Annotated in this window: 15 protein-coding genes; 6 read left to right on the forward strand and 9 right to left on the reverse strand. The window is 27.6% G+C overall.

Annotated features, from left to right (window positions below; genetic code table 11):
• Position 1: 1 nt before the first annotated feature.
• From CP965_RS04830 to CP965_RS04860, 7 genes are all read right to left on the reverse strand, one after another.
• On the reverse strand, positions 2-709 hold the full coding sequence (locus tag CP965_RS04830) for a DUF445 family protein (RefSeq protein ID WP_129060946.1): 708 nt from the start codon (positions 707-709) through the stop codon (positions 2-4).
• Positions 710-831: 122 nt separating this feature from the next.
• Positions 832-2,631: an NAD nucleotidase gene (gene nadN, locus CP965_RS04835; protein ID WP_129060947.1), complete on the reverse strand. Its 1,800-nt coding sequence runs from the start codon at positions 2,629-2,631 to the stop codon at positions 832-834.
• Between the two features lie 18 nt (positions 2,632-2,649).
• Complete coding sequence (locus CP965_RS04840; RefSeq protein WP_206732257.1) at positions 2,650-6,432, reverse strand: choice-of-anchor I family protein; 3,783 nt, start codon at positions 6,430-6,432, stop codon at positions 2,650-2,652.
• 190 nt (positions 6,433-6,622) lie between these two features.
• Complete coding sequence (locus CP965_RS04845; RefSeq protein WP_129060948.1) at positions 6,623-6,934, reverse strand: hypothetical protein; 312 nt, start codon at positions 6,932-6,934, stop codon at positions 6,623-6,625.
• On the reverse strand, positions 6,931-7,416 hold the full coding sequence (locus CP965_RS04850; RefSeq protein ID WP_129060949.1) for a DUF1007 family protein: 486 nt from the start codon (positions 7,414-7,416) through the stop codon (positions 6,931-6,933). Before CP965_RS04850 ends, CP965_RS04845 begins: the two co-directional genes overlap by 4 nt.
• Entirely contained in the window at positions 7,413-8,144 is a 732-nt protein-coding gene (locus CP965_RS04855) for a nickel/cobalt transporter (RefSeq protein ID WP_129060950.1), read from the reverse strand. The genes CP965_RS04850 and CP965_RS04855 overlap by 4 nt, the downstream gene beginning before the upstream one ends.
• Entirely contained in the window at positions 8,141-9,892 is a 1,752-nt protein-coding gene (locus CP965_RS04860; protein WP_129060951.1) for a hypothetical protein, read from the reverse strand. The genes CP965_RS04855 and CP965_RS04860 overlap by 4 nt, the downstream gene beginning before the upstream one ends.
• A gap of 124 nt (positions 9,893-10,016) precedes the next feature.
• Here CP965_RS04860 and CP965_RS04865 point away from each other — a divergent pair, with 124 nt between their 5' ends.
• On the forward strand, positions 10,017-11,729 hold the full coding sequence (locus CP965_RS04865) for a GNAT family N-acyltransferase (protein WP_129060952.1): 1,713 nt from the start codon (positions 10,017-10,019) through the stop codon (positions 11,727-11,729).
• Positions 11,730-11,742: 13 nt separating this feature from the next.
• Here CP965_RS04865 and CP965_RS04870 read toward each other — a convergent pair whose 3' ends face one another.
• Complete coding sequence (locus tag CP965_RS04870; protein WP_129060953.1) at positions 11,743-13,596, reverse strand: histidine kinase dimerization/phosphoacceptor domain -containing protein; 1,854 nt, start codon at positions 13,594-13,596, stop codon at positions 11,743-11,745.
• The gene (locus CP965_RS04875) at positions 13,580-14,314 is read right to left on the reverse strand and encodes a response regulator (RefSeq protein WP_129060954.1); all 735 of its coding nucleotides are present in this window, start codon (positions 14,312-14,314) and stop codon (positions 13,580-13,582) included. The genes CP965_RS04870 and CP965_RS04875 overlap by 17 nt, the downstream gene beginning before the upstream one ends.
• 193 nt (positions 14,315-14,507) lie before the next feature.
• On the opposite strand from CP965_RS04875, the gene CP965_RS04880 reads away from it, so the two are divergent.
• The 5 genes from CP965_RS04880 (at position 14,508) to CP965_RS04900 (ending at position 24,399) form a co-directional block, all read left to right on the forward strand.
• Positions 14,508-15,869 carry a TolC family protein gene (locus tag CP965_RS04880; protein WP_129060955.1) on the forward strand — a complete coding sequence of 454 codons (1,362 nt, stop codon included), beginning with the start codon at positions 14,508-14,510 and terminating at the stop codon, positions 15,867-15,869.
• A gap of 6 nt (positions 15,870-15,875) precedes the next feature.
• Positions 15,876-16,991, forward strand: coding sequence for an efflux RND transporter periplasmic adaptor subunit (locus CP965_RS04885; protein ID WP_129060956.1), 1,116 nt, complete (start codon positions 15,876-15,878; stop codon positions 16,989-16,991).
• Positions 16,991-20,077, forward strand: a complete 3,087-nt coding sequence (locus CP965_RS04890) for an efflux RND transporter permease subunit (protein WP_129060957.1) — start codon at positions 16,991-16,993, stop codon at positions 20,075-20,077. The genes CP965_RS04885 and CP965_RS04890 overlap by 1 nt, the downstream gene beginning before the upstream one ends.
• A 117-nt stretch (positions 20,078-20,194) precedes the next feature.
• The gene (locus tag CP965_RS04895; RefSeq protein ID WP_129060958.1) at positions 20,195-22,252 is read left to right on the forward strand and encodes a TonB-dependent receptor domain-containing protein; all 2,058 of its coding nucleotides are present in this window, start codon (positions 20,195-20,197) and stop codon (positions 22,250-22,252) included.
• A gap of 140 nt (positions 22,253-22,392) precedes the next feature.
• Entirely contained in the window at positions 22,393-24,399 is a 2,007-nt protein-coding gene (locus CP965_RS04900) for a TonB-dependent receptor domain-containing protein (protein WP_129060959.1), read from the forward strand.
• Positions 24,400-24,431: the final 32 nt, after the last annotated feature.

Consider the following 24,431-nt stretch of genomic DNA (forward strand, 5'->3'; position numbering starts at 1 on the left):
TCTATATAATAATTGTACTAACAAATCCAATTAGTCCACCAAAAACTGCACCCCAAATTACAAGCCAAGTTAAATGTTCTTTTATCATATTTTGAACTAATTCTTTAACCATTTTTGGTGTTAATTCTTCTAATCTTGCATTTACAATTTTACTTAATTTTTCATGAACATCATCACTTAAATCTTTAGAGCTTAATGCTTCATTTAAAACTGCTTGAAAAGAGTCTGTTTGAGAAATTTTTATAATTGAAGCTTTTAGTTTCTTTACAAAAGGTTCTTTTAATGGTTCTAATGCAGCTTCTCCACCAAACATTCCTAGCATTCCTCCAAAAGGTGATTCTACTACGGATTCTTTTAAAGAGTCATAAGCAGGAGTAAAGTCAGTTTTATTTAATAATTTTTCAAAATCAACTGTACTTTTTGCACTTGAAACTTCTTCTTTAAAAAATTTTGTAAGATTTTCTTTTGTAAAAAATTCATTCATAAGTAAGTTATGAATTGCTTGCTTAAAGGCTTCAAACTTTTTTTCTATAACACCACTTCCATACAAAAATGGCACTTTTTCAAAAAGCATATGAATAGCTAAAGTATTTGTAATGGCTCCACTTAAAGCAAATAAACCTATCATAAAAATTGTATGATTATCATTTGAATAACCAAAAGCCATAATAAGTAAAGTAACTATATTTGTAATATCAGTTTTAGTCATTTAATAAAACCCTTCTTTAATTAATAAAAAAGGATTTTACCATAAGTTTTTAAAAGATTTTTTTAATTGTATAATTCTTTTTATCCATAATTAAACTTCCATAAAAGGAAGTTTAATAAGTATTATTCTATTCCAACAAAACTTTTTATTGGGTGGTCTTCACTTGGAAGTTTTTGAAGAGTTTCTCCATTTGCAGTTAATGTTTCCATATATTTAACAAAACTCATTGCATAATCTAAATAAGTATCAACACCTTTTCCTCTCTCATCTTGAACAGTTTTAAATGTAAGATAACCATCTTTTCCACCTGCTGTATATGAGTTAGTTACTATTGTATACATAGTATCATTACTAATTGTAGACCATGTTCCTGTTTCTCTATTTTTGATTTCTAAGTTAGAGATTCTATTATTTGCTGCTGCACTTAAGTCAACATCATATCTTAATCCATAAGAATAAGGGAAAGAACCAGTTGAACCATCTTCAGCTATTGTATTTGTTAAAGCATCTTCTAATACTTGTTTAATTTCACTTCCATACATTTGAAGTTCAAATAATGTATTTGCGAAAGGAAGTAAAGTGTAAGCATCTCCCATAGTAACATCACCTGTTTCTATGGCAACTCTAACTCCACCTGCATTTTGAATACAAGCATCTGCTAAATTACTTAAATCATAAAATGATTTTGCAACGATTGGAGCGATATCACTTCCTAAAGGTAGTGCTGCAACACCATCTTTAATATCTCCTGGGATTCTGTTGTGTCCTAATCTTTCACTTGCTGTTCCAATTACTACAGATTTTTTTTCATCTACTAAATCAGCATATGTATTTACTACAGTTAAAGTATATTCATCTTCATTCACGATTTCTATATTTGAAGTTTCTTCTATAGTTTTTGTAATTGAAGCTTTTACTGTATCATTTACAGTTTGGTCATTGCCTTCTCCATCTTCTTGTGTAAATTCATTTCCAACTAAAAGTAATGGATTTCCACTACAAGAAAGCACTTCTCCCTTATCATTAAAAGTAACATCTAAATCACCTAAAATATGACCATATTCCCAAGCTTGAACAACACAAACTTTCTTACCTTCTTTAGATTGTTTTACTGTAGGATATTCTTTAACTGTACTTTCTAAACCAAAAGCCGAAAAATCACCTACTAAAGTATGAGAATCTCCACCAACAATAACATCAACTCCTGTTAGGTTTTGAGCCATTGTAATATCATTTGAAAAACCTTGGTGTGTTAGTAATACAATTTTATCAACACCTAAAGAAGTTAATTCATCAATATATTTTTGTGCTGTTACAGTCTCATTAAGAAAAGTGATTTCATCACTTGGATTAGAAGAATTTTTTGTTTTTCCTACAATATCAATTCCAATAATACCAACTTTTTCTCCATTTACTTCTTTTATCACATATGGTTGCCAATATCCTTCTAAGATATTTCCTGCTTGAGGAACTACATTTGCAGAAATTACTGAGATATCTTCATCTAACATATCTAAAAATGATTTTAAACCTTCATCTGAATCATCAAATTCATGGTTTCCTAAAGCATATGCATCCCATGAAATAAGATTCATAACAGCAGCATCTGCTTCTCCTTTAAATAATGAATAATAAAGTGTTCCTTGAAAAACGTCTCCTGCATTTAAGATTAAAGAGTTGGGTTTATTTTCTTTTAACTCATTTAATTTCGTTACATATCTTGCATAACCTCCAACAGAAACAGATGTTTCAACTCCATCAAACTCTAATGTCATAGACTCACCTTCTATATGTGAATGTGTATCATTAACATGAAAAATTGATAACTTATAATTATCATCACTACTTGATGAACTTCCGCATCCAACAAATAATCCCATTACTATAAATAAAGAGATTATACTTAAATATGTTTTTTTCATAAATTACTCCTTAATGACTTATTTAATTTCATATACTGCTGTTGAACCACTAACTTCAAAAGCAACCATTAATAATGGCTTATTTGTAGGTGAATTTTCTGCTTCAACAAAGCTCATACCTTCAGGAGAAATATCTCCTTCATTTTCAGTTACTATGTATTTAACAAATTTAGCTTCAGCAGGATTTGTAATATCATATATAACAATTGCATTTTGTCTTTCTAAGCCTACAAAAGCATAGATATTTGAACCAACTTTTCCTATAGTTAAAGCTTCTGGCTCAACACCTTTGTTTCCACTTCTACCATCTTTTTCACCTTCATCTTGATTAAATAAAGTTGGCATAAATTTTGTAGTGTATTTCGATAATTCATCTTTACTATCCCAAATTAAGTTTGCATTTTCATCCCAAATTGTGAAACTTCTTGCACCAAAAGCATATAACTTTTCATAAGTACCATCAGAATTTGTATCACCCATATCTGTAATAACTTTTAGATCATTTTCATTTTCATAAGCTGAAGCAATATCTGAAGATAAATCAAGTTTCTTAATCTTTGCCTCATCAATGAATACTGGATTATCACAATCAGGGTCTTCATCTGAACAATATTCTCTACCATCACCTTCATTAGCTGTAACTAAATATGTTTTTCCATTTACTTCATATGAAGCAATTGAATCTGGCATATAAAGACCGTATAAACCTTTATAATTTTTAAGTAAAGTTTCACCCTCTTCTTCTATGTCTATTGTATTTTCACTTGAATAATCTTTTGCTCCAAGTGATTTTACTAATTCTATAGTTGGAGTTTCTGATGAAATATCAACTTTTGCAATTGCATTATTTTCTTGTAAAGTTACATAAGCATATTCTCCTGAAACTGTAATATATTCAGGTTCTATATCTAAAGCTTTGTCATTACTTGGTGTACCGCCTAATCTAACAGGAGTACCATCATTTGCATTAGTTAAGCTTGCACTACCAAAATCAACTTCTGCATATCCATTTGTATTATTTTCAGAATCTGCATTTTCTAAAGTGATAACACCAACAGAACCTACAACATCAATATAAATACCAGTCTTTGCACTTGGTTCACCTTCATTTGCAACAATTACTTTTGTTCCTTCTTCATTAAAAGTAACCATATCAGGTAAATATCCCACTTGTGTTTGAGAAATCAAAGAACCATTTGTATCAAATACAACTACTTTTCCTTTTTCTTCTACTTTATTTGAAGAACCAATAGCAACTGCAACTTTTGATTTTTTTACTGCAACACTTTGTACGCCAGCTCCATAAGGAGACAAATCAATTGAATTTACAGTTCCTAAACTCATTTCATCATTATTATATGTTATTGGTGTAATATCTAAAGTATTATCAGCACCATTTGTAGTAAACATTTTTTTAGAATCTTTATCAAAGGCTACTATTTCAGTTCCACCTTCTTTTTGAGTTTTATATGTAGCTATTTTTGTAATAGAACTAATTGATGTTGAATCACTTACTTGCGTTAAATTTTTAAAAGGTCCCACATAACCAAAAGCTGATTCTCCACCATCAGTTGATTCAAGACTTGGATGTTGAGTTACTACTCCTAGATATCCATATCCATCTTTTAAATCTGCGTACCAAAATGGAGATGTAGTCTCTGCTCCTAATGGAGTTGTAAATGTTCTAGTTAATTCTTTTGTTTTAATATTATATGCCCATACAACATTGTTTTTGTGACTTCCAGTATCTTCTCCTATAATCAAAGTATTTGAGTTTTCTAAAAATGAAACATTATCAGGATTAGAGATTCCATTTACATCACAAGTATTACCTGCATAAATAGAGTCATCAGAATAAGTCATTTCTGTACCTTGTAAAATAGAATACATATTTTTTACTACATAATCAGAGTTGATATCTTTACCCGAAGAATCAGAAGTATCAGTACTTATATCAAGTCCATAAACAGCTCCACATTTATTTGCTTCAACTCGAATATGATTAGGTCCACCTTCATCATTTGAACTGTTATCTTCCATACCTTTTCTTACTTCACTCATTGCAACATATAATGTTCCTGAGTTTTTATCAAAAGTAATTCCTTCTTCTTTTCTAAATTCTGTTGTTGCACCTTTCATTGCAGCATATCTTCTTACTTCTAGTCTTGAGGCAGCTTTTTCCATACCTTCTTTTATTTTTAAACACTCTTGCCCTATTCCATTTGCAGATATTGAAGTATAGCCTGTAGCACACTCACCATTTGTTGGAGCAACTTCATCAAAGATATCTGTAAACTTCGGTGCATCATTTGTTGCAATATTTCCATCAGGGTCTATTATATTTCTAATCTCATCATTTGTGGCATGACCTAAATTTACCCATTCAAGATCTGCTGTTCCTGTTCCCACTCCATTTTCCGATGTTTGATTCCATTTTGCTGCATAAAGTGTTCCTGCTGTTAAATCCTCTTCTTTATCAGCAACAAACATAAATAAACCAACATTTGTACCATCATCACTCATATAAACAGTTCTTTTATCAGGCATTACATAAGATAATTCATGGGAAAATCTTCCCATAGAATAGTGTTTACTATAAACTGGTTTACCATTTTCTATTTTAACTTCTGGTGTCCATCCATAGTAATATGATGAAATTTTGCTTGCATCACCTTTCCAAAACTTTGTAAGAACATCATCATAATAACCATCTCCTACTAATCCAGTTTCAGGGTTTGCCCCTGCTTCTACTTGCTTAGTATCTGGTTCATACTCTTCTGAACTTAAATGAGAATTCCAAGGAGTTTTTTGTCCAGCACAATGAACCCATCCTCCAAATTCATCTTTTTGAGATACATATTGTAAAGTATTTGCTTTTGGTGTTAATTTTCCTGTTGAAGAATCTTGTTCTAACTCTAGCATATAATATGAACCTAAAGCACACTCATATTGAGAAATAACATAAAGTTTTCCATCTACATTATGTAAAGAAGTAAAGTCCATTCCTGAACCTTGACCATCATTTGTTCCATTACAAATATATGGACTTCCATCATCAAAAGTAATTAAATTATCTTGATAATCTTTTGATTGTCCTAAAATCTCACCATTATCAGAATAACCTGTTCTCATAATTGTAGTATATGCTATTGATTGTTCTTGTCCATTTACATATACTTTTTTTGATGCTTGCTGTGTTAGTTTTTCTTCATCAGTTATGGGAGTAGCTATTTCTTCAAAACTAACTGAAACTTTTTTTGCAAATTTTGAAGCAACACTATATCTTATTGAATCAATTTTTTCTAATAAAGCTTCATCATTTAATGAAGTTCTTAAGGAATCAATTGACTTAAAAGATAAAGCATTAGAAGCACTACCTTTTATGTCATCTGGTAATTCAAATACTTCTGGTAAGCTATTAACATCATATGATTGTCCCGTTTTTAAAGACATTTTTGCAATTAAATATGTTGCTAATGCCTCACTAGAAATATTTTCATTTTGATTAGCAATTTCATCTATTGTAATATTTGAGCTAGCACTTGATGATAAACTTACTCCTCCAATTTCAAAGGTACAGGTATTACCATCTTTATAAGTAAACTCTCCATTATTATTTGTTATTCCTGTATTATTACCACACATATATTCTACATTGGCAAGATAAGGATTTAACTGTAATGTTCCTGTACTAGTTGTAGTAGTATTATCATCAGATGATGAAGAACTACTTCCACAGCCACTAAAGGTAAATGTCGCTAATAAAGCACATAAACTTATACTCAAATATGTTTTTTTCATTTATTTGTTCCTCTTAAATTAATATATCCATTTTATTGTTGACCAACCAACAAAAACGAATTATAAAAATAAAGAGTTACAAACTAATAACATTATAAAATATGGTTACTTACTATTTAAATGAAAGTTACATTTTAAGGCTATTACCTCTATTTTATAACTTTTAGTAGTTATGTGAGTGGTATCTATTTTATTCAAATATTTTCACATAAATATGTTCAGGAATTTTTCTTAAAAAGAATTCTAATTTTTTTGGTTCTTCTTTTACTTTTACTTTGATAGATTTTTTAAGAAAAGGGAACCTTTTGACAAGAATCTCTTTTTCATCTTTATCTAATAATTTAATATTATAAAGTCCACATTTATTTCTACTATTACTAGAACATTTAATTTCAGCTATCTTTGTATTTTTATCATAAGATACTTCTAAATCAATTGTATAACTAACTGGATGTGCTATTGCACATAAAGACAAAACTGTACCTATTAATATTTTTTTCATTTATAAACTCCTACACAATAATCATATTCACTCTTTTGTATTTCTGTATTAAAACTTGATTTAAGTTCTTCTAATCTGTAAGCCATATAAATTTTTTCATCAATAAGACAAATTGTTGTTTCTTTTAATAACTTATGATTAATATCAAAGATTATTTGAACTTTTTTATTTTCAAAAACTATATTTGAGTTTTCTGGTTTAATAAGATATTCACCTTCTTCATCAGCTAAAAAAATATTATAATTATTGCTTTTTAATTTTTTAAAATGAGTTTTTATAAACTCTTTCTTTTCATTTTCTTCAAATTTATTATTTCTATTTCTATCAAATTCAAACATTAGTATTCTGGAGTTTAATCTATCAAACTTCCAGATATTTCTTATACTATCTTCTTTTATCTCAAGTTTGGAATCTAAGAAATAGTGAGGATGACAAAAAGCCAAAGAGTTCATCACTAATATACTTAAGAATATATTTTTCATACTAATAATAAAATTCCTAAAATCAATAATAAAAATATTCCTACATAAGAAGCTTTATACATTAAAGAACTTATGTTTTTATATTTTGTTTTTTTTACTTGTGTAGATAAAATTGCTGCTAATGAAATAGTTATCCCCATTCCTATACTCATAGCTATTGCACTTAAAACACCTAAATTTATATATCCTAAAATTATAGAAAATAATACAATCGACATAACTCCAGGACAAGGAACTATTCCTATTGACATTGAAACAGCTAGAAGACTTTTATTACCTACTCTTTCTTCTTTTTCTTTTACATTTCTATCTTTAAAGGTATCATATAATAAATATAAAGCAATACTAATAATAAAAATTGCAGAGACTTTATACATATTCATATTTATTTGCTCAAAATAACTTGTAATTGTTGATTCAAAAAATAAATACAAAATAGCTGTAATCACTAAAGCTGAAATTGTATGAATTACAGAAGTTAAAAATCCTGCTTTAAAAGCTTCTTTTGACTTTGCTCCTTTTACAAGGAAATAACTTGCAATAACCATTTTCCCATGTCCTGGACCTAAAGCATGAATTAAACCATAAAGAAAAGAAACCAATAAAATATATAAAAACATTGAAGAATCACCACTATCTAATTTATCAAAAGAATCTGTGATTATTAGATTTATTTTTTGCTGTGTTCCTATTACAAAATTTAGAAAAGTATTTGATAATTCTGTCATTTTAATACCTTTTCTAAATTTGTCATTGTGCCTCTTTTTAATTCCTTATGAACATTCTTAGCTTTTTTAATAATTGGGTCTCGTCCATAAATATAACTTTGTTCATCTACAATCACTTTATATGCTTTATTAAGTTTAAGTGCTCTTTGTTTAGAAGGTAAAATCAAATATGAAATATCATTTTTTATCTTTTCTAATTCTTCAAGTTTAAATTTCCACTCTTGCTTTAAATCAATCTTAGGATTTTCTAATTTTGAAATTAAATCCTTTCTGATATTTTCTTCATCTTTTTGCCAATTTACTTTAAAAAATTTCTTTTCAATTTCATCATTTGATCGAAACTCATCCCCTGCACTATTTTCTTTTAAATATCTTACATATTCACTTTGCCCATTTGGTAAAAGTTTATCAACTATATTTTCAAAGCCTTTTTGACTCCAATGGTACCAACCTTGTGCATGGGTATTTTTTTCAAACTTTCTTTGGAATACAAAAGTGGAATCTGCTACTGCACCAATATTACTATGGCAACCTATACAAAATAAAGTTTCTTCATAACTTTGAGGTCTTAAATCACCACTTTTATCCTCTATAAAGCCTTGATAAAACCAACCTCTTTTATTATTTACTCCTATTTCCATATTTCCATTAAAAATGTCCACTCTATCTGGATAATCATGTTTTGCTTTTATTTCTTCTAAGCCTAAGTTACTTAACTGAGAATAATTGTTCCATGACTTTTTAACTGCATATCTTAACTCTTTTAATCTTTTAGACATAATTATTTTATTGTTTTTATCAATATCAATATATCTTACAGAATGTATAAACTCTGTTCCTTTTGGATAAAGTCCAGGTGCAATTAAAATATCATTATTTATTAATTGTTTTCTTGCAAATCCCACATAACTCATAGTAAAATTTGATATCTTTTTTGTTTTTATATCAAAACTTGGTTTTTGCCATTTAAATACAATTTTTGAAGCTTTATCCAATTTACCATTTTGATTTAAATCTACAGAATATTTTCTTTCATCTATTTGAGATATTTCTATTGTTTTTTGTTTAATTAAACTTTCAACAATTGATAAATTTAATTTATAAACTTCTAAGTCAAAATTTCCTTGTTCATCTTCTTGAAATATTTTAGGAAGTCTAATTAAAACATCGTCTGTACTTCCATTTGTAGGCCAAAATGTACCTAAGAAAGGATAATATGCAAAAGCTCTCCAACCTGTATATTCTCCATTTTTATCCTTATCAAAGCCTTCTTTATCAAAATTAAAATATAAATCAGGAATGTAACCATCCCATTTACCATTTTCATTAAAGTCCCAATCTTTTGAAAGTTTTACTAACTTATTTTTTAAAATAATGTTCCCTTCTTTGTCAAGATAATTATCTTTTCTAATATAATTTAGAATTTCTTCATCACTAATTTTTTCAATTTGTCTTGTTCTATCTTTAAATAAATTAGTCCAAGGATTTTTAAAAGCTGCGGCAGGGAAATCATAAGCTTCTTGTAAATCTGCATCTCGTAAAGTAAAATTTGGTTCTTTATTTTGAGTATGGCAAGTATAACAGGGATTATGTAAGATATTTTCATCTATATCACTTACTGTTTTTGTATAGCACTGACTAGGGATATATGCTGTTTCATTATAAAGTTTCTTACTTTTTATATCCATAGAAAACAAGCTACTACAGGCAAGAATATTAAAAAAAATATATAATTTTGTTTTATTCATTTTTTCTCTTTTTTAGCTAGATTAATTTGAGATTTTACTTTGAAATAATTACAAGTTGATAACAAAAACTCTGTAACTATTTTGTAATAAATATTTCTTAAAATTTTAGATTCAAGGAGTATAAATGATAGATGTTCAAAAAGAGATAGCAAAGAAGTTTCCAAATATAAATAAAAACCCAAATTTCTTAAGAAAATCTTTAATTAACATTGCTAAAAAAGTAGTACATGAAAACTCAATAAATGAGTTTTTAACAAAACATTCTCACTTAAAAGGTTTTGAATTTGTTGATGCAGTATTAGATTATTTTAATTTTGACTATACAGTATCAAGTAATGATATTCAGAATATTCCTAGTTCAGGAAAAGTAGTGATTATTGCAAATCATCCTTTAGGTGGATTAGATGCACTTTCTTTATTAAAGTTAGTATCAACAGTAAGAACTGATGTAAAAATTGTTGCAAATGATTTTCTAGTTGGTATTGAAGCCTTAAAATCTTTATTTATCCCTATAGATAATTATAAAATGAGACAATCAAAGAAAGATATTCAAGCAGTTTATGAAGCCTTAAACAATGAAGAAGCAATTATTATTTTCCCAGCAGGAGAAGTAAGCCGAGCGAGTGCAAAAGGAATTAAAGATCCAGTATGGAATAAAGGATTTTTAAATTTTGCACTTAATACAAATGCTCCTATTTTACCAATATTTATTGGTGGTAAAAATTCAAAAACATTTTATACTATGTCTGTAATCAATAAAACTTTCTCAACACTTTTATTATCCCATGAAATGTTTAAGAAAAAAGCAACAAATATAAATATTAAAATTGGGGAAATAATTCCAAATGAAAATATTAAACCAAAAGGTTTAGAAAAAAAGTATTTAGTGAATTTATACAAAAAACATTTATATGCATTAAAAAAAGGTAAAAAATCTTTCTTTGAAACTCAAAAAGCAATTGCACATCCTCAAAAAAGAGATGATTTAATAAAAGAGTTAAAAAAATCTAAACTTATTGGAGAAACAAAAGATGGTAAAAAAATCTTTCTTTATGATTATGAAGAAGACTCAATTGTATTAAAAGAGTTAGGAAGATTAAGAGAGTTATCTTTTAGAAAAGTTGGAGAAGGAATAAATAAAAAAAGAGATACAGATAAATACGATATCTATTATCAGCATATTATTTTATGGGATGAAAATGATTTAGAAATTGTAGGTTCTTATAGAATTGGAAATGGTAAGTTTATAAATGAGCATTTAGGAGTAAAAGGCTTTTACTCTAATTCTTTATTTAAATACAAAAATAGTTTTACACCATATTTAAATGATTCTATTGAATTAGGAAGAAGCTTTGTTCAACCAAAATACTGGGGGACTAGAGCTTTAGACTATCTTTGGTATGGAATTGGTGCTTATTTAAAAAATCATCCTGAGATTAAATATATGTTCGGACCTGTATCTATTTCAGGGAGTTTCCCTAGTGCGGCAAAAGATTTGATAATTTTCTACTATTCTCACTATTTTTCTTCTAAAGAACAAATGATTGAAGCAAAAATCCCATATCAATACTCTTCTCATATTCAAGACTTAAAAGAGATATTTAACTCAAATGACAAAAAAGAAGACTTTAAAACCTTAAAATCAACTCTAAATAATATAAACACAGCAGTACCAACACTATTTAAACAATATGCTGATATATGTGAAGAAGGTGGAGTAAAGTTTTTAAGCTTTAATGTGGACCCAAACTTTTCAAATTGTGTTGATGGGTTTATTCTTGTAGATGTAAATAAAATAAAAAATAGTGCTAGAAAAAGATATATAGATAAAGATTAACTTCTATATATCTTTAATTATATTTTTTTATTTTTCCTGTTATTATAAATTCTGCACCATTTTTATATTGATAAGATACTGTTCCAAATAATTGGTGACTTACAATAGTATTAATAAGTTTTAATCCTAAAGTTGTTTCAGATACTTGTGAAAACTCTTTGTCCAAACCTTTTCCATTATCTTTAACGACAAGATTTAAAATATTTTCTTCTTTTGTTAACCTAATTTTCAATTTTTCATTTTCTTGACCTTTAAATCCATATTTAAAAGCATTTGTAACAAGTTCATTTAAAATTATTCCATAAGGCATAGCTGTCTCAATATTTAAATCAATATCATCAACTTTAATATCTATTAAAACTCTATTTTCAATATCATAACTTCTTGAAATAGTTTTAACTAAATCTATTACATATTTTCTAAATGGTATGTCATTTAAATTTGTAGATTCATACAATTTTCTATGAAGAAGTTCCATAGTATATATTCTTTCTTTAATATCTACTAAAACCTTTTTTACTCTTTTATCATCTACATCTTCTTCTTGAAGTTCAATTAAGCTGATTGTTAGTGCTAAATTATTCTTTACTCTATGGTGTATCTCTTTTAATAAAATCTCTTTTTCTTCTAAAGATTTTGAAATTTCTTTCGTTTTTTCTTCAACTTTTTTATCTAAGGTCTCGATACTATTTTCAAAAAAGTCAAGCATGGAGTCAAAAGATTTTCCTAATACTCCAATATCATCATCTCCTCGAACACTACTTCTTATATTCTTTTTTCCTTGATTCACTAAAAGTGCTGTTTTTGTTAAAGTATCGATATTCTTTAAAATTCTTCTAAAAAGTAGTATTAAAAGAATAAAACTAATCCCAATAGCTATTAAAGATTCAGGAAGTAAAAACAATAATTTTGCTTTATTCTTCTTTTCAATCTCTTGCTTATCAATAGTATATATTATAAAAAAAGGTCTTTTAGGATTTCCACTTAAATTAATTATCCAAGTTAAAACATCTTTTAAATTCAATTTGTGAGATATAGGTTTATTACTTTTTGAAACCTCAAATACTTCTTTTGTAGTCAAGTTTCCTGTAGAAATATTTCTTATATTTGATAGCATACTAACATTATATTTTTCTTTTCTTTTTTCTTTGTCTTCTTCGTAAAAAATTGAATTATCATTTTTATCTAAATTGGGATTTATCCAAACAAAAGTAGTTTTTGTATTAGAAAGTTCTGAATCAATAATTAAATCTACATGAATATGTTCTTTTAAACTTATTTCAAAAGGCATATGCCCTGGATTTAAATCCCTTGTACTACAGGCTATACTTAATAATATATTTTTTATTTTATAATTAAAAAAATAATAGGGCTTAACTCTATAATCTTTTAAACTATTTATATAAACTTCTTTTTTTTGCCATTTGTTTAAAAGCTTATTGTTATTAAAAGAAAAAAAATCATCTTTTTTTATTTCTTTTATATTCAAGTCATTTGAAGATAGTTTATATGAACACCGTTTTAAAAATTCAGAATTTTTAAAAAAGTTAATAACTTTATCACTTGAAATATTTTTTTGTAAAGCTAACTCTTTTATTTCATTTTCAATTTTTGTTTTAGATAACTCTATTTCAAGTTCTCTTTGCATTTTTAAAGATTTACCAATTATCTTGATTTTTTCTTGTAAAAGCATTAATGATTTTGTGATGTATTCTATCTCATTATCTAAAGCTCTTTTCTCAATTTTAGGAACTGATAGAAAGGTTCTAATCAACATAAATACTAATAAAAATATCAAAAAAGATAAAATTACTTTTGTCGAAAATGAATACTGATTTATACTAAAAAGTTTAAGAATTCTTTTCAAAAATTACTATCCTATATCCTTCTTCATATAAGTTTTCAAAGGGATTTATTCCAATTTTATTTTTAAGTCTATAAATAAGAGACCTTAATTTTGCTAAATCATAAACATCTTCTCTCCAAATAAAATTAAAAATAGAAGTAAAACTCATGACTTTTCCAGGTTCATTTGTTAAAATTTCAAATAGTTTTTTTTCATTTTTTGTTAATTTAATCATTTTTTCATTAACAAAAAGTTCACAAGTTGTTTTGTTATACACTATACTTTCAGAAAGATACAAAAACTTATCTTTTTTCTTATGAAAAAGTTTCTTATTTTTAAAAAAGAACTGATGTTTGTGCATAGCTGTATTTATTGCTACTTTTAGTTCTTCTTCTCTGCAAGGTTTGATTAAATATGCATAAGGTTCAGCATCCATAGCTTCATTTAGAATTTTATCATTATAATATGAAGTTAAAAATATAATTGGTATTTGAAAATTTTTCCAAATGTAATTTGCTACGTCAATTCCTGTTTTTGAAGCATTTAAATTTATATCAACAATTGCAATATCTGGATAATTGTTTTGAACATGAAGTATAGCATTATCTGGTGTTGAAGCAATACCACTTACACCTAAACCCATTTTTTTTAGTTTAACTTCCATAGCCATAGCTAAAATAGGTTCATCTTCTACAATAAGTACATCAAATGTTTTATTAGCAATTAAATTATTTGACAAATTGTTACCTTGTATATTTTTTTGATAATAGTACTCAATATTGTGTTAAAGTTTTCTTTAAAAATCATTATTCCATCATTTATTTTATTTATAATACTCTCATAAAATTTTCTTTTAAAGTAATATTTTAAATTATATTAATATAGCATTAATATTAATATATTAGAATTTTGTCCATTAAGTAGGAGTTATAATGAGTATTGTCTTTAAATCAATTTTTATTTTTTTTATTTCTATATTATTTATTGCTTGTAGTACGAAAAGACTTGATACTAATATAAAATATCCAAAACTTCCAAAGAATTTCAATCAAAAAGATATATTAATTGAAGAGAAATGGATAAAAACACTTAAAGATAAACAACTTTTAGAAATAATAAATAAAGCTTTAAATAATAATTATGAATTAAAACAATTATCCTATGATATAAAAATAAAAGAGCAAGAACTAATCTCTTCAAATAGTCTATTATTTCCAAGTATTGACTTAAATGCAAGTAGTTCAAAAGATGGAGACTTTAAAGGAGACAATAATCCAAGTTCTTCAAAAGTTTCTTTAGATTTTCAGTATGAAGTTGATTTATGGAATAAACTTTCAGATTCAAGTAAAGCAAGTAATATGAATCTCCTTGAAACAAAAGCATTATATAAAGAAGCTAAGCAACAACTTATTACAGATGTAACATTATTATATTATGAAATTATAGAATCAAATAGATTACTTGATTTATATAAGAAGAATTTAAAAACAGCAGAAAACTATTATGAGCTAACCCTTTCTAGATATAAACAGGGAATAAGTGAAGCATTAGATACTTTATTAGCTAAAAATAGTATTTATTCTCAACAATCAAAAATCACAGATATTAAAAATGTAAAAGCCCAAGCAATTTATAAATTAGAACAACTCTTAGGCGAATATCCAAAAGGCAAGCTTGATATCAATAAAAACTTACCAATACTTAATGAAAATATTAAACTTGGTATACCTTCTGAAATAATTGAAAGAAAGTCTTCTATAGTCGCTTCCTGGAATGCTTTATTATCAAAAGATTTCACACTTGCATATACCCATAAACAAAGGCTACCTAGCTTAAATATATCTGCTTCTATTGAGAATATTAAAAATGATGGTTTACCTTCTACTTGGTCTTTAATTTCAGGATTAACTGCTCCTATTTTCAATGCAGGAGAGTTAAAAGCAAAAGAAAAAATTGCATACTTTGAACTAAAAAAAGCTGAATTTGAGTATTTAAATACTATTTATAGTTCTTTTGTTGAAATTGAAAATTTCATTGAAGAAGAAAAAAATCTAAAAGATGAATTTGAGATTCTAAAAAATTCAAATATAAATGCTCAAAAAGCTCTTTCTTTATCTTTTAATCAATACTTAAAAGGATTAGTGGAGTATACAACTGTTTTGAACTTACAAGAAAGCCTTTATGAAACACAAGCATCATTAATACAAATAAAAAAATCACTTATTGAAAATAAAATAAATCTTCACAAAGCATTAGGTGGAGATTTTTTGTCTAAAGAAGAATCTAAGGAGTAAAAAATTATGAAAAAATCTTTAAAACTATTAATACCCTTTATTATAATTATATTAACAATTCTTATAGTATATATAATATTTACAAATCCACCAAAAGCAAGAACCCAAACTCCTAAAAATTCAAAAGTAGAAGTTGAAATACAAAAACTTAAGTACAAAAACTTTCTAGTTAAACTTGATAGTTTTGGAACAGCACAAGCTGAAACACAAAGTACTTTAAGTTCGCAAGTTTCAGGTAAAATTATTTATGTAAATGAAAATTTTAAAAATGGAGGTTTCTTTAAAAATAAAGAACTTTTAGTTCAAATTGAAGATACTGATTATAAAGCAGATGTAAAAATAGCACAGGCTGAACTTTTATTAGCTAAACAAGCTTTATTGGAAGAAGAAGCAAAAGCTAAACAAGCAAAAGAAGATTGGGAAAAATTTAATATAAATGAAGAACCAAATAGTTTAGTATTAAGAATTCCTCAACTTGAATCAGCAAAAGCAAATGTAATTGCAGCACAAGCTAATTTAGAAAAAGCAAAACTAAATTTACAAAGAACTAAAATTCTTGCTCCTTATAAAGGAAGAGTTATTGAAAAAAATATTTCAATCGCTCAAGTAATAGCAAATAATGAACAAATAGGAACTATCTTTTCAAATTCTGCCATAGAAATTAGACTACCAATAAAAAATAAAGATTTAAAATTGATAGATATTAATAAAAATAATAAAGTAGTTTTTATATCTGAAACTTCGAAAGAACAATACAATGGAAAAATTGTAAGAAGTGAAAGTACAATAGATTCAAATACTAAACAATTATATTTAATAGCTAAAATAAAAGATAATAATGAAAAAATAAAAATTGGAGAATATCTATCAGCAAAAATTGAAGCAAAAGAACTAAAAAATGTAATTATTATTCCTAATGATTCTATTTATCAAAGTTCTTATGTATATTTAGAAAAAAATGGTATGTTACTTAGAAAAGATATTGAAATACTTTGGCAAGATGATAAAAATAGTTTGATTCAAAAAGGTTTAAAACAAGGAGATCATCTAGTTTTAACCACCTTAGGACAAGTTAGTTCAGGAACAAAAGTAAAAGTACTAAATCAAAAAGGCGAAAAATAATGATTGCTTGGTTTGCAAAAAATAGTGTCGCAGCAAACCTACTTATGGTTACAATTGTTGTATTTGGACTATTCTCTTTATTTAAATTAATTCCTTTAGAAATATTCCCTTCTTTTGAAAAAGATGAAGTAACTATAAATATGACATTAAAAGGTGCTACACCCGAGGATGTTGAACAAGGTCTTACAATTAGGATAGAGGAGTCTATTGCTGATTTGGAAGGAATTAAACAAATAAAAAGTACTTCATCTGAAGGAAAAGCCACAGTAAATGCAGAAATTGCAAAAGGTTATGACCCTAAAGATTTATTAGCAGAAATTAAAAATAGAGTTGATGCAATAAATACCTTTCCTGAAGATGCAGAAAAAGCTATTATTGAAAAAACCCTTAGAAAAAGAGAAGTTATAGTTGTAACACTTTCAAGTGATTATGAAGAAAAAGAAATAAGAGAATATGCTCAAGATATTAGAGATAACATTGTACAACTACCTGGAGTTACACAAGCTGAATTAAGTGGAGTAAGAGACTATGAAATTAGTGTAGAAGTTTCTCAAGATACTTTATTACAATATGATTTAACTATAAATGATATTTCTGAAGCTATTTCAAATTCAAGTATTGATTTATCAGCAGGAAACTTAAAAACTACTGGTGGAGATATTTTAGTAAGACTAAAAGGTCAAGCTTATACAAAAGATGAATTTGAATCAATTATTGTGAAAACAAATAGTGATGGTTCAATAATTAGATTAAAAGATATTGCCACTATCATTGATGGCTTTGAAGAAACTCCTCTTAGAAGTAGACTAAATGGTAAAAACTCTGTTTTTATTGATGTTTATCGTGTAGGAAATGAAAGTGCTATTGAAGTAGCAGATACAGTAAAAAGATTTATAGAAGAAAAACAACTATCTCTACCTTATGGCTTTGAACTTAGCTATTGGGATGATGATTCCTTGATTGTAAAAAATAGATTATCAATTTTATTAAGTAATGCTGTACAAGGAAGTATTTTAATTATAGTTTTATTAACCCTATTTTTAAGACCTGCCATTGCATTTTGGGTCTTCTTAGGAATTCCAGTATCTTTTGCTGGAGCTTTTTTTATAATGCCTGTATTTGATGTAACTTTAAATACTTTAAGCCTTTTTGGCTTTATTTTAGTTCTAGGTATAGTTGTTGATGATGCAATTGTTACAGGAGAAAATATCTATACCCATTTAAAAAATTCTGAATCAGGAGAAATGGCTGCAATTCAAGGAACTAAAGAAATTGCAAGACCAGTAACTTTTGGTATTTTAACAACTATTGCAGCATTTGCACCTCTTGCTTTTGTAGAAGGAGATAGAAGTACTTTATTTACCCAAATTCCTTATGTAGTAATCCCCGTATTAATTTTTTCTCTTATTGAATCAAAATTTATTTTGCCAGCCCATTTAAAACATATAAAACTAAGAGAAGAGAAAAGTAAAACTTCAAAACTTGAAGAACTCCAACATAAATTTGCAGATGGCTTTGAAAGAGTAATTTTAAAATACTATAAGCCAATTTTAAACTTAGCAATAAATAATAAATTTATAACTATAAGTATCTTTACATCTATTTTAACATTAATCATAGCTCTTATATTAGGTGGTTGGACAAAATTTATTTTCTTCCCTAGAGTTCCTAGTGAAACAATTGGAGTGAATTTAACAATGCCTACAGGAACACCTTTTGAAGTTACAAATAAACATATAATTCATTTAACAAATACAGCTGAAAAACTAAAAGAAAAATATAAAAATACTAATACAAATGAAAGTGTTATAAAAAATATTATGACTCAAACAGGAGGAAGAGGAGGAGTTAGTAATGAAGGACGGGTTCAATTTGAAATAACTCCCCCTGAAAAAAGAGAGATAAAAGTAACTTCTGCCCAATTAGCTAGAGAATGGAGACAACTATCAGGAGCAATTATTGGAGCTGAGAATGTAGAATTCAGATCAGAAAGAGGAAGAGGAGGAGATCCAATAGATATCCAACTAGTAGGTTCTTCTATGCAAACTCTAAGTACTGTTGCAAATGAAATAAAAAAATACTTACAAAATTTTGAAACAGTCTTTGATATAAGTGATTCCTTATCAGATGGAAAAGAAGAATTAAAAATTGAACTTACTAAACAAGGAAAACTTTTAGGTATAACAAAACAAGAAATCTCTCAACAAGTACGAGCTGCAATTTATGGGATTGAAGTACAAAGTATTCAAAGAGGTAGGGATGATGTAAAAGTAATGATAAGATTTCCAAAAGAAGATAGAAAATCTATTGCAAACCTTAATGAACTTATTATTACAACAAAAAATGATGATAAAATTCCTTTAAGTAATATTGCTACATTAGTACCAAACAAAGGTCCATCAGCTATAAATAGAACAGATAGATTTAGAACTATAAATGTTACAGCCGATATAGATAAAGTAAATACAAATATGTTTGCACTACAAAGTGATTTATCAGCTTATATAGATACTTTACTAACAAAATATCCAGGAGTAAAATACAGTTTTGAAGGAGAACAAAAGGAACAAGCAGAAACCTTTGATTCTTTACTTTATTCACTTATATTTGCAGTTTTTGCTATATATGTTTTACTTGCTATTCCTTTTAAATCTTATGTACAACCTATTATTGTAATGAGTGTTATTCCTTTTGGAATCATTGGAGCTGTTGTTGGGCATTGGATTTTAGGTATGGATTTAACTGTTTTAAGTTTCATGGGGATGTTAGCTTTAATGGGAGTTTTAGTAAATGATTCTTTAGTTTTAGTTGATTATATAAATAAAAAATATGAAGAAACAAAAGATATACTAGAAGCAGTATTAACAGCAGGGGTTGCAAGATTTAGACCTGTAATGCTTACAAGTTTAACAACATTTATAGGATTAATGCCTTTACTATTTGATGAATCAACAAGTGCACAATTTCTTGTGCCTATGGCTATTTCATTAGGTTTTGGTATTTTATTTGCTACTTTTACTACACTAATTTTAGTACCAGTGCACTACTTATTAGTACATAATTTAATTAAATCTTTAAAAGAATAAAATATTATTTATCTTTATTCTTTTAAATGATTTTAATACTAATTATCATAAATATCATTTTTTAGTCATTTTTTATTATTACAATACTCTTACTAAAACTTTTAAGGAGAGTTATTTATGAGAATAAGAAGAAGTCTACTTTCATTAGCTGTTATTACTTTAAGTGCAAACTTATTTGCAACTGATAATGTGAAAGAATTAAGTGAAGTAACTGTTACAACTGCTGCAGGTCACCAGCAATTGGTAAAAGATGCTTCAGCTTCAATCACTGTATTAACTGCTGATAAATTAAATGAAAAGTCATATACAAGTATAACTGATGCTATTAAAAATGTTCCCGGATTATATATAACACATGAGTATGGTAGTAGTGGAAGTTCTGAAGGTATTTCTATTAGAGGAATGTCAGAAATGGAAACACTATACTTAATCAATGGAAGACCAGTTACAAATGGAAGAGATTTTGGTAGAGCAGCAGGAACTGCAGGGCAAGCTACAGGACTAAATAGTATGTTACCTCCAATTTCAATGATTGAAAGAATAGAAATAGTTAGAGGTCCAGCTTCATCTTTATATGGTTCAAATGCATTAGGTGGAGTAATAAATATCATTACTAAAAAAGGTACAAAAGAATGGACAGGAAGTTTTAATATAGAATATCTATTGCCTGCGTCAAATAATGATATTAGTGATAAAAAAGTTGCATCAAATGCATTTATTCAAGGTCCATTAATAGATGACCTTTTAGGCTTACAATTAAATGTATCAAATACTAAAACAGATGGTGGTGGAGTTCAAGTACAGACAAATAGTAGAACTGGCGAAGAAGAAGAAAGAATTGTAAATGGTAAAGAAGTTAGATCAGTTACTGGAAAGTTTATACTTACACCGAATGAAAACAATGAAATAAGTCTTGGATATAATCATGTAGAACAAGAAGCCGTACTAGCAGCAGGTTCAACAAGTAATACAAATCCATATACAAAAGATATCTATACTATCACTCATGATGGAAGATATGGTAATCTTACAACAAATACATACTTTCAAAGTGAAGAATTAGAAAGAAACCAAACAAATAGAGATGGCTCAACAAAAATAGTTTTTGCTAAAAACAATATTTTTAATAACCAGTCTAATTATGTTCTGGGTGAACATGTATTAACTTTTGGAGGGCAATATAAAACTGAAGAATTTGAAGACCCCGGACAGAAACTAGTAAATATAGATAGATGGTTAGCAGCAGTTTTTACTGAAGCGGAATGGAGTTTATTTGATGATTTACTACTTACAACAGGACTAAGATACAATGATGATGAGTTATTTAGTGGTCATTTATCTCCAAGAGTTTATGGGGTTTATCATTTAACAGATAATTGGACTTTAAAAGGTGGAGTTACAACAGGATATTCTCAACCAACAATTTCATCTGCAACAGAAGGATGGACACAACCTTATGGAGGAGGATTATGGTTAGGAAATCCAGATTTAAATCCAGAAGAAAGTATAAATTATGAGGCAGGACTTCACTATGAGAATAGAGAGTTAGGATTAGTTGGAAGTATTGTTTTCTTTCAAACAGATTATGAGAATAAAATTGTAGCAAATAGAGTTTGTACACCTGACAGCCTTGGTGATAATTATTCAGGTTGTGAACAGTGGGGAGCTTCACCAACAAATCCATTTGTAAATGAGTATAGAAATATTGCTGATGCCCAAATGAAAGGTATAGAGCTTGCAGGTAACTATGATATCTTAGATAACTTACAAACAGGGATTAGTTATACTTACACAAAATCTGAGATAAAAGAAGCAGTATTTGATAAAGGTACAGATAGAGAAATCGACCTTTCAGGTCAACCTTTAAATAAAACTCCAAAACATATGTTTAATTTTACTTTAGATTACCAACCAACTTCAAAGTGGAATTTATGGGGACAATTTAACTATAGAGGAAAATCTTCAGAATATTTAACCTTTGACCATGGTACACAAGTAAAACCTGAAACTCCAGCTTATAGTACGGCTGATTTAGGAATTGTATATAAAGCAACAGACGCCTTAACTCTTAAAGCAGGAGTATACAATGTTGCAAATAAACAAATTACAAATGCAGACTATGGAGTAACACTTGATGGAAGAAGATATAATTTTGCTCTAAATTATAACTTTTAACCAATTTATTAATATAAAGAATAAAGATAAAAAACTTTTGATTCTTTATATTAATTTTAATACTAATTATCAAGAATATCATTTTTTAGTCATTTTTTATTATTACAATACTCTTATCAAAACTTTAAGGAGAGTTATTTATGAAAATAAGAAAAAATTTACTTTCATTAGCAGCTATTACTTCACTAAGTATATTAAATGCTAATGAACCAGCAAAAGTTGCTGATGTAACAGTTGTTAGTGCAGCAGGTATTGAACAAAATATTGCTGATGCTGCTGCTACTATCTCAGTTATTACAGCTGAAGAATTACAAAAAAAATCATATACAGATGTAACAGATGCACTTAAAAATGTACCAGGAGTTTATATCAATGGTGGAGGTTCTCAACAAAGTATTATGATTAGAGGTATGGCAACTGACTATACCCTATTTTTAATTGATGGAAAACCTATGCAAGGAACAGGAGCCTTTGAACTAAATGGAAACCTTGCTGGAGCTCAAATGAATTTCTTACCATCAATTGATAGTATAGAAAGAATCGAGATTATTAGAGGTCCAGCTTCATCATTGTATGGTTCAGATGCTATGGGTGGAGTTATTAATATAATTACAAAAAGAAATATGGATAAAGTTAGTGCAAGTATTTCAACAGAATATGTAAAAGCTGATTCCTCAAATAAAGTAAATAATGACTCACTACAAACAAATGTATACATTAATGCACCTATCGTAAAAGATTTATTATCAGTTTCTCTCAATGGTTCTTTTTTAAACCAAGATGAAAGTAATTTTCAAACAACTACTGCTGAAACAGCAAGTAGTGATCCAGAATTCAAAAGAAAAAATATTGGAACAAAATTTACTCTTACACCAGATGATAATAATACAATCACAGCAGGTTATACTTATACTGTACAAGAACGAGCATTTAATGAAGGAAAAAGTTTAGAAGAAGGTACTGAAGATACTTATTATAAATCAATTAAGTACAATTATTCATTAACACACGAAGCAAATTATGATAAATTTCTTATAAACTCATATATTAATTATGATAAAGCCAAAAATCCTTCAAGAACAAACTCTAGCACAGGGAATGGTATAGAATTTGATACTCTTACAGTAAATACTCAAGGAACTTACTTCTTTGATAAAAATACTACTTCTGTAGGTTTAAATTATAAAGATGAAAACCTAGAAGATGGAGCAACTAGTTCATTAAATGATAGTATCGTTACAATGGAAAGATACCAATGGTCACTATTTGCAGAAAATGAGTGGTCTATCACTGATGATTTAGCTTTAACACTTAGTGGAAGATATGATGACAATGAAGATTTTGGTAGTAACTTTTCTCCAAAAGCATATGCTGTTTATCATGCAACTGATAAATTAACTGTAAAAGGTGGAGTTACTTCAGGATACAAAGCACCTTCTTTAAGACAAGCAGCTCCAGATTTTGCAGGTGTTTCAAGAGGAGGAGTAATGATTGGTAACCCTGATTTAACTCCTGAAAAAAGTTTAAACTATGAAGTAGGCTTAGCATATAATGACTATGATTTAGGATTAAAAGGAAGTATAGTTGCCTTCCATACAGATTTTGAAGATAAAATTCAAAGAACAGGAAGAATATGTGATCCAGATGAAGCTTGCTCATACAAAGGTACAGTTTACGAACCTCATCAATATGGTTATACTGCTTATGAAAATGTAGATGAAGCAGAAATTCAAGGTATTGAATTAACAACTGACTATAATATTACAGACAAATTATTATACAGACATTCATATACATATACTGATTCTGAACAAAAATCAGGTTCAAATGAAGGTAAACCTTTAAATAATGTTTCTGAACATATGTTTAATGCAGGTTTAGATTGGGATGCAACAGGAAAACTTAACTTATGGACACAAGTGAATTATAGAAGTAAGACAGCAGGAAGTGTTTCACGTAGCGGAGAGTTAAATAGACAACCATCTTATACTTTTGCTGATGTAGGGTTAGTTTATGAAATTGCAAAAAATATCTCTTTAAAAGCAGGTATTTATAACCTAACCAATAAAGAAGTAACAACAGAAGATGGCTATGACTATATTTTGGATGGAAGAAGATATAGTTTTGCTATGAATATCAAATTCTAGCATATCTCTAAGATAAAGATATAGTTTAATTA

Source organism: Halarcobacter mediterraneus (assembly GCF_004116625.1).
Classification (GTDB): Bacteria; Campylobacterota; Campylobacteria; order Campylobacterales; family Arcobacteraceae; genus Halarcobacter; species Halarcobacter mediterraneus.